The sequence below is a fragment of the uncultured Sulfitobacter sp. genome (genome assembly GCF_964021855.1).
In the GTDB taxonomy this organism is placed as follows: domain Bacteria; phylum Pseudomonadota; class Alphaproteobacteria; order Rhodobacterales; family Rhodobacteraceae; genus Sulfitobacter.
On record NZ_CAXHZD010000001.1, the window covers coordinates 145,882 to 157,976 of the forward strand.

At 56.5% G+C, this 12,095-nt stretch carries 9 protein-coding genes; 4 read left to right on the forward strand and 5 right to left on the reverse strand.

The features are described 5' to 3' along the window. Positions 1–25 precede the first annotated feature (25 nt). The gene (locus AADJ11_RS00720; RefSeq protein WP_341232649.1) at positions 26–916 is read right to left on the reverse strand and encodes a CPBP family intramembrane glutamic endopeptidase; all 891 of its coding nucleotides are present in this window, start codon (positions 914–916) and stop codon (positions 26–28) included. After that, positions 916–4,014 (reverse strand): ABC transporter transmembrane domain-containing protein, encoded by a 3,099-nt coding sequence (locus AADJ11_RS00725; protein WP_341232650.1) that lies wholly within the window; start codon positions 4,012–4,014, stop codon positions 916–918. Before AADJ11_RS00725 ends, AADJ11_RS00720 begins: the two co-directional genes overlap by 1 nt. Before the next feature lie 151 nt (positions 4,015–4,165). On the opposite strand from AADJ11_RS00725, the gene ilvD reads away from it, so the two are divergent. The 4 genes from ilvD (at position 4,166) to AADJ11_RS00745 (ending at position 7,765) form a co-directional block, all read left to right on the forward strand. Then, positions 4,166–5,932: a dihydroxy-acid dehydratase gene (ilvD, locus tag AADJ11_RS00730; protein ID WP_341232651.1), complete on the forward strand. Its 1,767-nt coding sequence runs from the start codon at positions 4,166–4,168 to the stop codon at positions 5,930–5,932. Beyond that, the gene (locus AADJ11_RS00735; protein WP_341232652.1) at positions 5,913–6,515 is read left to right on the forward strand and encodes a hypothetical protein; all 603 of its coding nucleotides are present in this window, start codon (positions 5,913–5,915) and stop codon (positions 6,513–6,515) included. Before ilvD ends, AADJ11_RS00735 begins: the two co-directional genes overlap by 20 nt. Positions 6,516–6,609: 94 nt before the next feature. Continuing rightward, entirely contained in the window at positions 6,610–7,383 is a 774-nt protein-coding gene (locus tag AADJ11_RS00740; RefSeq protein WP_341232653.1) for a DUF6478 family protein, read from the forward strand. A gap of 10 nt (positions 7,384–7,393) precedes the next feature. Next, complete coding sequence (locus AADJ11_RS00745; RefSeq protein WP_341232654.1) at positions 7,394–7,765, forward strand: hypothetical protein; 372 nt, start codon at positions 7,394–7,396, stop codon at positions 7,763–7,765. 207 nt (positions 7,766–7,972) lie between these two features. Here the strand turns inward: AADJ11_RS00745 and AADJ11_RS00750 are convergent, their stop codons facing one another. The 3 genes from AADJ11_RS00750 to gpmI are packed head-to-tail and all read right to left on the reverse strand — an operon-like array spanning position 7,973 to position 11,959. Next, the gene (locus AADJ11_RS00750) at positions 7,973–9,307 is read right to left on the reverse strand and encodes a S41 family peptidase (RefSeq protein WP_341232655.1); all 1,335 of its coding nucleotides are present in this window, start codon (positions 9,305–9,307) and stop codon (positions 7,973–7,975) included. A 4-nt stretch (positions 9,308–9,311) separates the two neighbouring features. Continuing rightward, entirely contained in the window at positions 9,312–10,442 is a 1,131-nt protein-coding gene (locus AADJ11_RS00755; protein WP_341232656.1) for a peptidoglycan DD-metalloendopeptidase family protein, read from the reverse strand. Continuing rightward, positions 10,439–11,959: a 2,3-bisphosphoglycerate-independent phosphoglycerate mutase gene (gpmI, locus tag AADJ11_RS00760; RefSeq protein ID WP_341232657.1), complete on the reverse strand. Its 1,521-nt coding sequence runs from the start codon at positions 11,957–11,959 to the stop codon at positions 10,439–10,441. The genes AADJ11_RS00755 and gpmI overlap by 4 nt, the downstream gene beginning before the upstream one ends. Positions 11,960–12,095: the final 136 nt, after the last annotated feature.

Genomic DNA, 12,095 nt, shown 5'->3' on the forward strand with positions numbered 1-12,095 from the left:
TATGCTGCTCAGGAGTAAATTGCAATCAACGGCGGATCGCCAGCCTTGCCGCCAGCCACGTGATGAACATCAGCGCAAAATCGACCGGAAGCCATGCGCGCACGGCTTCGGTATCTGCCATGCTGAAGGGGGTCAGATATAGCGCAAGCCCAGACAGATCATCAGGCATCGACATGATCACGATGGCGGCCACGTTATTGCAAAAATGCACGGCAATCGCGGGGCCAAGGCTCCCTGCACGCGCTGTGAGATCAGCCATCAGCATCCCAAAAACCCCGGCCCAAAGCGCAATAATCAAAGCATTTTCGCCAAGTTCGTTTGGCATATAGTGACCAAGCGCGAAAAGGAATGACGGCAGCACCATCCAGACAAGCGGCATCTTGAAGCGCGCGGCCAGTTGTTGCTGAACATACCCGCGAAATACGATTTCCTCGGCGCTCACCTGTACAAACACAGCCAGAAGCGAAAACGGCAACAGCAGCACCCATGTTCCAACCTCCAGATTGGGCACCAGCGGGTCCCCCAAATCCCACGGCGGCAGCAGAAAGATGACGACACTTACAACCACCAGCAGGCGGACAACCGCGGAGAATTGCGCAACTGCAAGGCCAAGCGGACCAATCAAACTGGCAAAAGACCGCTGATGAAGCACCCGCGCCACGATTGTGACGCCCAATGTCATTAAGGCAAAACTACCCAACAGCAGGAACATCGCGGCGGGCGTTTTCCCGGACAGCAAGTCGTCAAAGAAACTGCTATCTTGCGGGCCGGTCACGTTGAAAACCAACGTAAACAGCAAGTTGTTTAGCAGCAGGTATATGGCGGAGGCGGCCAAAAACCCAACGATCACGCGCCAAAGGGCAGCTGTCGGAACTGCAGGCGCAATGAAACTTTGGTGCGCTGAGTAGGGCGGCATTATTCGTTTTTCCATTTCGACGGTTCTGGCCCCTTATACTCTCGTGGGATATCGACAGCAGCCGCACGCAACAGATCAGCCGCGTTCGACAAATGTGAAGAAACCGTCCGCAGCAAGCTGAGCAGGATCACTTTGTCATTCTCGATAACCGACCTGAACTGATCACCCCCGATCCGCAGGAATTTGCTATTCTCAAGTGCGATAAAATCAAGCTGGCGCGGCTCGTTCATGATGACAGCAAGGTCACCGATCAGGCGGCCCTCTTCCACCGTTGATACATGGTGCCTTTCGCCTTTTTCATCCTTCCAGAACAGCTCGCTTTTGCCTGACAGACACAAGTAAACCGCGTCAGGCCGTTCCCCTTGGCTAAAGATTGTCTGCCCTTCTGCCACGGGAAACCATTGCGCCGCAAAAGCCAAAAGCCGTTGGTTGCGGGGCGTGAGATTTCTGAACAATTCATTATGCGAAACGATATCCAGCTTGCGACGCAGGTCACCCGATATGCTGTCGCCATGGTGCGGTGCATCGCTTTTCGCCACGCCGTCGATGCGCCCGCCCTTGATTTCGATGAACATGTCGAAATCTTCGGGCCGCTCAAAGGTCGCATCAAGGTAAATCTGGGTGGTATCGGGCAACAAGGTGCTTAGCTTGTCGCGCACGATGGCAAGGCGTTTCCAATCTTGTTCGGCGAGCGATTGATCCAGAACCAATATGTCTGGCCGCTTCATCGCTGCCCGACTAAACGCCGCGCGTTCCTGAAATTCGGTCGAGATATTCGAGCCAGCAATTTGGGTCGGAATATTGAATGCGTTGACTGTCACATCCTGTTTCAGATCGTGTTCCTTGAACACATCCGACACCACATCCATCACCAGATCGGCCCGCAGCCCGGCAACTTGCGATATCCGCCCGTAAAGCGCGTTTTCCAGAATCGTCAAACGAGGCAGATACGTTTCAGGCGCGATGGGTACGAACATATCTTTGGTCCGCTCGCGCATCTTCCATCCCTGCTGCTTGCGAATTTCAAGGATTTCACGCTTGAACGGTTCGGGGAACGCAGGGCCGATCTGTTCGGCGGTAAAGGCAAACGGTACAGTCAAAAGCAGTGCAAACTCGTCTTCGTTCAGCGCCTCATCCCCGTGGTTGCGGCGGCGCAACGCAATGTCGACCAATTTCTCATACAGCTCTTCGTCGATGCCAAGCGCTGTGAAAAGCGGGTGATCCGTACCATCGCGTCCAAAGGTTTGGTGCAGCGCCTCGACCACCGTTTGCGAGATTGCGATACCCTGTTCAGCAAGACCCAGATCAAAAATCATCGCCAGAAAACTGCGTTCAGATGCAAGCGCGGTCTGCGAAATACTGCGCATGGGGGCCGCGAACATCAGGTTACCACCCAAGGCCATCGACGGGTTGAACTCATCAGGATCGAACCGGTAAATGGCCGTATCAAGCCCTTGCTCTTTTAGTCTTTTGTAAACCTCTTCGCGGACGCCAACGATTCTCTCGGCCAGCTCCGGGCGGTCATCCGGGTCCATATAGTCCGTGACCATACGCCTGAACATGATCTCTTCTGTGCCGATGGCGTTGACCAGTTTGTACCACCAGTGATTGATATCCTCGCGGGAGTTCAGTTCAGCCAATCCAGGGTCCAGCCAATCTGCACGGGTGCTGTCGGTGCTGTTGCCAGCGCGCCTGGCTTCGATCTCGTCCCAGTCCTTTTTGTTGGGTTCCCAAGGCACGGTTTTCGGGCTGGTCCGCAAAGACATCAACAAATTGTCGCCGATTGTCCCTTGGAAAATATAGGGGTGCGCGTGGGCATACCCGATGCGCGCCGCCAGAACCGCCTGATGCAAATCACCCAGATCATGGCCTGCCATTTTGATCGATCCGCGGGTCGGGGTGATCTCTCGGGTTAGTAATTCAGCCAATGCCCTGCGTTCAGATTGATTGGGGATCTGGATGGCCACGCGCGCGCCCATGGGAATGTCGATGTTAATATCGTCCAGCAGCACATTCCCGTCTGTGTTGCGCACGGACACGTGATTTAGATTGATCGGCCCTTTTAAATGGGGGATTTCTTGGGGTTCGCCTTCGAACAAATGCTCAGGGATCATATTACTCGGGGCAAAGCGTTCGGTGACGATTTCCCAGCGAATGGCCATATCCTGCGTCTGGTTGTAGTAGGTCAGCAGCTCTTTCCACGGGCTTGATAGGTCTTTGTAGGCAGCAAGTGCTGCCACAAGCGCACCAACCGTAATATTCCCGGCAATGACCAAATAGCCGCCGACGGCATAGAAAAAGAACGGCGTCAGTTGGGTGATGAAGTTATTAAGAAACTTCATGAAAAACTTTTTCTGATAGATTTGGAAACGGATCTTGAACAGCGCCCCAAGCCGGTCAGTGAACTTGGCCAATCGGAACCGCCAGCCGCCATTGGTCCGCAGGTCAGTGATCCCTGCCGCCGTTTCCCCGATCTCGGATGACAGCGCGCGTACCTCTTTGATCCGCGCCTTGTTCAGCAGGTTGATCTGCCGTTGCAGCATCGGGATTAGATAGGCTTGCAAGGGGATCAGCGCGACGCCCGCCAAACCGAACCACGGCGATTGTATGAACAAAAACAGCAAGATGATCAGCATTTGCCCGGCTTGGAACACCGGTTGAGCAACCGCGTCGCCCATCAACCCGCCCATCGGTTCGGCCTCTGATGTGACCATCGATACCAATTCGCCCTGGCTGGTGTTGCTGTAATAGCTGCGCGGGAAACGCATCATGCGCGCGATCAGTTGATAGCGAAACCGCCGCAAAAGCCGTTCGGACAAAACACCCTTCATGGTGTTCAGCCGCATTTTCATCAGACCGTGCACAAGAACCGACGCCAGATAGGCAAAGCACAAGGCGAACAGGAACTGCACCTGCGACAACTCTACGCCAAAGACGTCGATCGCATTCGATTCAGCCCCGATGGCATCGTTGATAATGCGCTTGGGCAATTCAAGCGTGATGTAGAGAAAGGGAAAAGTGACAAGCGTCAGGATCAATAGAAGGATCTGATCTCGGCTGGAATATTTCCATATAAAGGAAAAAATCGATCGCTCCATCCGGGTCCACTTTCGCTGGGCAGGCGTCACGCCTGAGGGTCCAAATGAACCTAAGGCCACACAGCCCTCTATTCAACCGACCGCTTGAGCCTTGCAGCGAAACCGCTGGATGGCTATTCCGGAGTAAATATCCATTCAGGAAGGCGTGCAGATGTCCACCAACAACCGTTTTGATAAATCCAAATTGCCAAGCCGGCACGTAACCGAAGGGCCAGAGCGCGCACCGCACCGGTCCTATTACTATGCCATGGGTATGACGGAAGAGGAAATTCATCAGCCGCTTGTTGGCGTAGCCACCTGCTGGAACGAGGCTGCACCTTGTAACATTTCGCTGAACCGTCAGGCCCAAGCTGTCAAAATCGGCGTACGCGCCCAGCAAGGCACACCGCGGGAATTTACCACGATCACCGTAACCGACGGCATTGCGATGGGTCACGAAGGCATGCGGTCCTCGCTCGCCTCGCGCGAGGCGATTGCCGACACGGTCGAATTGACAATGCGCGGCCACTGCTATGATGCGATCGTGGGCCTTGCGGGCTGTGACAAATCCCTGCCCGGCATGATGATGGCAATGATCCGTCTGAACGTGCCGTCTGTCTTTCTTTATGGCGGATCGATCCTGCCGGGCAAAGCGCCTGCAGGTGCCGATGTGCCTGCTGACTTTGCAAGCCGTGACTTGACCGTACAAGACATGTTCGAGGCCGTTGGTAACTTCCAAAACGGCACCATGTCAGAAGCCGCGCTTGAGATTCTTGAACGCGTTGCCTGCCCAAGCGCGGGTGCCTGTGGTGGCCAGTTCACCGCCAACACAATGGCCTGCGTGTCCGAGGCCATCGGCCTTGCGTTGATGAACTCATCCGGCATGCCAGCCCCCTATGTTTCCCGCGATGCCTATGCCGAAGCATCCGGCGAAGCCGTGATGAACCTGATCGAAAAGAACATCCGCGCCCGTGATATCTGCACCCGCGAAGCGTTTGAAAACGCGGCGCGCATCGTGGCCTGTACTGGCGGTTCGACCAACGCCGGTCTGCACCTGCCAGCCATGGCGCACGAAGCGGGGATTGATTTCTTCTTGGATGACGTTTGCGAAATCTTCCGCGACACGCCGTACTTTGTCGATATGAAACCCGGCGGTGCCTATGTTGCGAAAGATCTGTATGACGCAGGCGGCGTGCCTGTCGTGATGAAAGAACTGCGCAAAGCGGGTCTGATCCACACCGATTGTATCACCGCGTCAGGCCGTTCCGTCGGCGAAGAGCTGGACCGGATTGACCGCGAGGCGGACGGCAAAGTCATCCACGCAATTTCCGATCCTATCAGCAAAACCGGTGGTGTTGTCGGCCTTAAGGGCAACCTTGCCCCCGAGGGTGCCATCGTGAAAATCGCCGGCATGTCCGAGGAAGACATCGTTTTCACCGGTCCCGCGCTGATCTTTGAATGTGAACAAGACGCCTTTGAAGCTGTCCAGAACCGCGCCTACAAAGAAGGCGACGTATTCGTGATCCGCAACGAAGGCCCCGCAGGCGGCCCGGGTATGCGCGAAATGCTGGCCACGACGGCTGCCCTGTCGGGCCAAGGCATGGGCAAAAAGGTCGCCCTGATCACCGACGGTCGTTTCTCGGGCGCGACACGCGGCTTTTGCGTGGGCCATGTCGGACCCGAAGCAGCACACGGCGGCCCAATTGCCCTGCTGCAAGAAGGCGACATGATCACCCTGAACGCCATCGAAGGGACAATCACCGTTGATATCAGCGACGAGGAAATGGCCAAGCGTAAGGCCGCATGGCCCGGTGCGCGCAAAACCAACTACCAAAGCGGTGCATTGTGGAAATATGCGCAGCTTGTGGGCCCAACCTATCTGGGTGCCGTGACGCATCCCGGTGCGAAGGCGGAAACCCATGACTACATGGACCTTTAAAGGTTCGTTAGCCGCGATTGGATTTATGACCCTGACAGCTTGCGAAGCTGGTCAGGGTCAATTCAGCCTAAATCCCTCCGGCACATCCACTATCCCTGTGACACGCGGCATGATGGCCGGAGGCGCGGTTTTGGTCGCGCCATCGGGCTTTTGTATCGATCAGGCCAGTCTGACCCCCGATTTTCTGGTGATGATGCGGTGCGACATCTTGGGCGCGCAAGACGCAGCCGGGTCCGCACCACGCGGGTTAATCACCATTAGCCTAGCAAGCAGCGAAACTGGTACGCTACCTTCTGCCGCACAAATCGCCACCGCCAGCGGGCTGCGAAACGTCACCGCTGTCCAAACGACCAAGGGCATCGTGACCTTTCGTGCGCTCGGCAAAATTCCTGTTGGCGGGCTTTCCCCGGTTCATTGGCGCGGTGCAGTCGTTATCGGCAACCAGATTGCTGGCGTCGCGGTTTACGGGCCAGAGAACGGCCTAATCACCACCAGTGTCGGGCGGGATATCCTGCTGACGCTGGCAGAGGAAAGTATCAAAGCGACACCCGAACCAGTGACAACCGCGCCCCTCAAAAACTGACCAAGCAAACACGCGGCAATTCATTTGAACCAATGTGCTTGAGACGATAGAGTTCCGCGACATAGACGACCGAAAAACGGGGCAGCAGGCACATATGGCCAAATTTGGCACTCAGCTTTTGAACGCCGCAGTATCTAGGTGGACCTCGCGCAGATGGGCTCGTAATGCCCGAAAAGCGAACGATGTTCCTTTGGAAACGCTGCGGTGGCAATCTCAGGAAGCTTGGGCGCTCAAGACCCGTTTGGACGGCTTCATTCAAGCTGCGCAAGAACGCATGGCCCTGCCAGTCGTGGGGTCCACAAAGTTCAGCAAACCACATAATGCAGACTGGTCGTGGCGCCCTGCCCTGTGGCGTGCCCCGCTGCCTGTGCCCGGTCTGTCCTCGGCCAAGACAAAGGCAAAGCTGGGCACCGAAGTCACCCTTTTCCACGATTGCGCACTGTCAGAGCTGGGCGTCCGGCAATTGCGCAACCTGCGCGAGGCTGATCTGGCCCCGTATGGTTTGCGCCTTGATGTGTTCCGATTTGACGGGTCGTTTCTGTCCCTTGTTCTGGACCTGCCAGAGGGCTTTGTAGACGGGCTGAAACGCACGCATCTTTTGCAGTTGCGCACCATCGTCGAGATGGAAAAACCAATCGAGATATTTGCGCGATTGAACATCCGCCACGGGCCGAACACCGAACAAATCGTGCGCGAGCTTCCGGTCGATCAACCCGACGTCATGGTCGAATTTGATCTCGCTTATTCCACCATAAACGAAAAACGTGTCGAAAAGGCGTGGATCGATTTAATTTTCGAGGGTCCGGAAATGAACGAGATCATTTTGCGTGACATGACATTCTCGCGCCGGCCGCGCGCACCGCTTTAGGAGTTTTTGGATGAGCACGTTAAAACTGACAAAAACCCGAATGCTTGAAGGGATGTGGCAGGGTATCATTACCGGGTCGGGCGATACCAAGCCAGACATCGCCGTCACCCACGGGAACACAGATGTACCCGATTTCAAATTGGCCAAAAGCGATACCGCCGATCATTGGTCTTTGACCATTCCAGTGCCTGCCAGCGCGATTGCGGATGGCATTCAAGTGATTGTGGTAACCGATAATGATGCGGGTCAGAAAATTGGCGACGTCGTTATTATTGGCGACGAGGTGACAAACATCGATCAGCGAGCCGAGCTGGAATTGCTGCGCGCGGAGCTTGATATGCTGAAGCGCGCGTTCAGACGGCATTGCGTCGAGACAAGCTAACGGCCACCCGGCCAAAGGCTCTTTTCAACCATTCCCCCCAGCCTATCAAAATGCCTTGTAAGGGTATGATTTGACTGCGCGAACCGCCGCTCAATCACTCAAAATGCTGCGCAGCATTTTTTCTACGCTGCGCAGCGAAAAGGCCGCCCTATTACGGGGCGGCCTTTCGTTTCAGTCAATCTGCGAGGGCTATACTGCCTATGCGGATCAGTCCTTTGGACCCAAGGCGGACAGACCTTTGAGAATATCAATCGCATAGGCCAACTGGTAATCTTCTTCACGAAGGGCCGCTGCCTCTTCGGCCTTTTCGCGGTCTGCCATGATCTGTTCGATCTCGTCTTCGGTCAGGCTGTCGTTGTTCAGGCTGCCGCGCAGATCAGCCTCGGATCGCAAGGGCCGGCTGTTTGCATCATCCTCTTCGCCAGCAGGCTTAAGCGGCGGCTGTGCAACCACGATGTCGGGCGATACGCCGACCGCCTGAATGGACCGACCCGACGGTGTATAATACCGCGCTGTGGTCAGGCGCATGGCGCTGTCGCCGCGCAGCGGCATGATGGTCTGGACCGACCCTTTGCCAAAGCTTTTCGTGCCCACAACGATCGCGCGACGGTGATCTTGCAAGGCACCGGCGACAATCTCGGACGCCGATGCAGACCCGCCGTTGATCAAGACAACGATAGGTTTGCCTTGCGCCAGATCGCCCGGTGTGGCGTTGGTGCGGTCACTGTCGGCTGAATCGCGGCCACGTGTGCTGACGATCTCGCCTTCTTCAAGGAACGCATCTGAAACTGCGATGGCTTGGTTCAGCAAGCCGCCGGGATTGTTACGCAGATCGATGACGATGCCGCTGACCTTGTCGATGCCACCGGCTGCTTCGATCTGTTCTTCCAGACCTTCCTTTAGCTTGGGATAGGTCTGTTCGTTAAAGGTGGTCACGCGCATCACCACAGCATTGCCAACAGTCCGGCTGCGTACCGCCGTCAGCTGGATCGTGTCGCGTACAAGGGATACATCGAACGGCTCGCTCTCGCCTTCGCGCACGACGGTGATGATGATTTCAGACCCAACCGGCCCGCGCATCAATTCAACCGCGTCATCCAGTGTCAGACCCAGCAGGCTTTCGCCATCGACATGGGTGATAAAATCACCGGCTTCGATCCCGGCCTCGGATGCTGGCGTTTCATCAATCGGCGAGACGACTTTGACAAAGCCTTCCTCTTGCGTGACCTCGATGCCCAAGCCGCCAAACTCACCACGGGTTTGGTCGCGCATCTTTAGCGCGTCTTTGGGCGACAGATAGCTTGAATGCGGATCAAGGGACGTCAGCATGCCGTTGATCGCCGCCTCGATCAGTTCTTCCGTATCGACTTCCTCGACATACTGGGCGCGGATGCGTTCGAATATATCACCAAACAAATCAAGCTGCTCATAGACATTGCTGGTCTTGGCCGCTTCTTGGGCCAGCAAAGGGCCCGCAATTTGCGTCGTTGCGATCACGCCTGCCAGCGTGCCACCAACGGCGGCCATCACAAATTTCTTCATATGCTCATCCATCCTTGTCGGTTAGGAACCATTCTGCCGGGTCCTGTGGGATATTATTCTCTCTTACTTCTATGTAGAGCGTTTCTGAACGCTCGACACCAGCCCCCTCACTATTAGGTGACAAGGCATTATCAGTGCTTAACGACGGGGCACCCATCAATCCAATCGGCGTGCCCGCTGCAATCACCTGACCCGCAGCACCATAAACCGTATCCAAGCCCGCCAATACAAATAAGGTATCCGCCCGGGGCTCAAGGATGATCACGTTGCCAAGATCCAAAAGCTGGCCGGTATAGCGGATTGTCGCCGCTGTCGGCGTGGTCACAATCGCCCGAGGCCGCGTTGCAAGGATCATACCTGGCCGAACCACACCGGCCGCGTCGGCCTCATTCGCACCGCGTAAAACCAGCCCCTGCACTGGCAAGGGCAGTTCCCCCACTTGACCGTCAATATGCAACGGGGCGGGTTCGATCTGTTCGGTCGTCATTTGCGACAGGCCACTGGCGAAACCCGAAAGCGTCTCCGACGTCGAGATCAAGATCGCTGTGCGCACGGGGTCTTCGGTGAACCGTTTGGGCAGTTCGGTGCGGTTCGCCATGGCTTTGTTCAGCTCGGTGCGGGCCCGCTGTATTTCGGTCAGCCCGTCCTGAAGGCGCTGCGCCGCATCGGTTTGCAAGGTCCGCAGGGTTTGCACGTCTTTCAAATCCTGCCGCAACTTGTCGGCGCGGGCATTCAATGTAGGCGTCAGTTCGGCCAGCAACATGCCTGCGCGGGCAGTCCCGATAGGGCCAGCGGGATGCAGAAAGAGCGTTGGCGATGGATTGCCACCGATGCTTTGCAAAACCCCCAGCAACTGCGCCACCTCGCCATCGCGGGCTTCTAGTTTTTTGCTGAGCTGTGCCTCGTTTATCGCCGCTTGCCGCAGCCCGTCACGCATCGCCCCCAATCCGACCTCAAACGCTTGGATCGTTTGGGTCAACGCCTGAACCCGGTCGCGGGCACCTTCAGCGGCGTCCAGTTTCGCCGATGCCCGTTCAAGATCGCCCATCGCGCGACGTGCCTGATCAGCGGCCTCGGTCTGTGCCAAAGCACCCAAGGGCCAGATCAGCAGAAGGAGGGCGAAAATCCGCATCATTCCAACAACGACTTTCCGGTCATCTCGGCGGGCTGTTCAAGCCCCATCAATTGCAAAACCGTCGGGGCCAGATCGGCCAACCGGCCCGTGCGCAGTTTGGCACCATCAGGGCCGCCAACAACGGCGACCGGCACGGGGTTCAATGTATGTGCCGTATGTGCGCCCCCGGTTTCGGGATCAATCATCGTTTCGCAATTGCCATGATCCGCGGTGATGATCATCGCACCGCCGACGGCATCCAGCGCCTTCAACACGCGGCCAAGCCCCTGATCCACAGCCTCGCAGGCGGTGATGGCAGCAGCCAGATCGCCGGTATGTCCGACCATGTCTGGGTTCGCGTAATTGACCACAATCAGATCGTAGCCGTCGTGGATCGCCCCAACAAAACTGTCGGTCACCTGCGCCGATGACATCTCGGGTTGCAGATCATAGGTCGCGACATCCGGCGACTTGGGCATAAAGCGGTCTTCACCGGCGGCGGGGGTTTCCTCCCCTCCGTTCAAAAAGAATGTCACGTGCGGGTATTTTTCCGTCTCGGCGAGCCGGAACTGACGCAACCCATGCTGCGCCACCCAAGACCCCAGCGTGTTCACGATCTGCGGCTTGGGGTACATCGTTGACGTATAAATGCTGTGCGCTTCTGAATATTCGGCCATCCCCATCAAGGCCGCCCAATTTGGTCTGACGCCTGTATCAAACGCATCAAAGTCAGGGGCACCGATGGCGGCCATAATCTCGCGGGCGCGGTCGGCACGGAAATTCAGACAGAACAAGCCGTCGCCATCTTTGGCACCCTCATAGCCCGCGATGACTGTTGGCTGAATGAATTCATCGTTTTCGCCGCGCTCGTAAGCGGCATTAACTGCCTCAAGCGCTGTTTCTGCAGTCGTTTCGCCCTGCGCTTGAACAATCGCACGATACGCTTTGGCAACGCGGTCCCAGCGGTTATCGCGGTCCATCGCGAAATAACGGCCCGTGACAGTCGCGATTTGCACGCCACTGGGTAGATTATCATTCAACGTCTCAAAGAACCCGAGCGCCGATCTTGGGGCCACATCGCGGCCATCGGTCAAGGCATGGATCACCACGGGAATACCTTGGTCGTGCAACGCGTTCACAGCGGCAATCATGTGGGACAGATGACCATGCACCCCGCCATCCGACACCAAACCCATCAAATGCGCCGTGCCGCCGGTCTTTTTCAGTTTGGCGATAAAATCCAGCAGCGGTGGGTTCTTGGCAAAGCTGCCCTGCTCAATCGCGAGGTCGATCTGGCCCAAATCCATCGCAACGACACGCCCTGCCCCAATGTTGGTGTGTCCGACCTCGGAATTGCCCATTTGCCCCTTGGGCAAGCCGACATCAGGCCCGAAAGTGGTCAGCGTGGCACTGGGGCAATTTTGCATGATCCAATCGAAATTCGGTGTTTTCGCCAGCAAAGGCGCATTGCCCTCAGCCTCGGCGCGCTGCCCCCATCCATCCAAGATGCACAATACGACGGGTTTGGGGTGTGCCATGGGATGATTGCTCCGAAAATTTAGATATTTTGCACCTTTTAACTGTAGATTGCCCTATGGTGAACCCAATTCATTCTAGATTACAAACTTGTACAGTTCCGCCACCCAAAACATGGCCCGCCCCTTGCCCTGACGG

Bases quoted from the DNA above. Each gene is read 5' to 3' on its own strand.
- AADJ11_RS00720 (WP_341232649.1), bottom strand. From the start codon at position 916: ATGCCGCCCTACTCAGCGCACCAAAGTTTCATTGCGCCTGCAGTTCCG.
- AADJ11_RS00725 (WP_341232650.1), bottom strand. From the start codon at position 4,014: ATGGAGCGATCGATTTTTTCCTTTATATGGAAATATTCCAGCCGAGAT.
- ilvD (WP_341232651.1), top strand. From the start codon at position 4,166: ATGTCCACCAACAACCGTTTTGATAAATCCAAATTGCCAAGCCGGCAC.
- AADJ11_RS00735 (WP_341232652.1), top strand. From the start codon at position 5,913: ATGACTACATGGACCTTTAAAGGTTCGTTAGCCGCGATTGGATTTATG.
- AADJ11_RS00740 (WP_341232653.1), top strand. From the start codon at position 6,610: ATGGCCAAATTTGGCACTCAGCTTTTGAACGCCGCAGTATCTAGGTGG.
- AADJ11_RS00745 (WP_341232654.1), top strand. From the start codon at position 7,394: ATGAGCACGTTAAAACTGACAAAAACCCGAATGCTTGAAGGGATGTGG.
- AADJ11_RS00750 (WP_341232655.1), bottom strand. From the start codon at position 9,307: ATGAAGAAATTTGTGATGGCCGCCGTTGGTGGCACGCTGGCAGGCGTG.
- AADJ11_RS00755 (WP_341232656.1), bottom strand. From the start codon at position 10,442: ATGATGCGGATTTTCGCCCTCCTTCTGCTGATCTGGCCCTTGGGTGCT.
- gpmI (WP_341232657.1), bottom strand. From the start codon at position 11,959: ATGGCACACCCCAAACCCGTCGTATTGTGCATCTTGGATGGATGGGGG.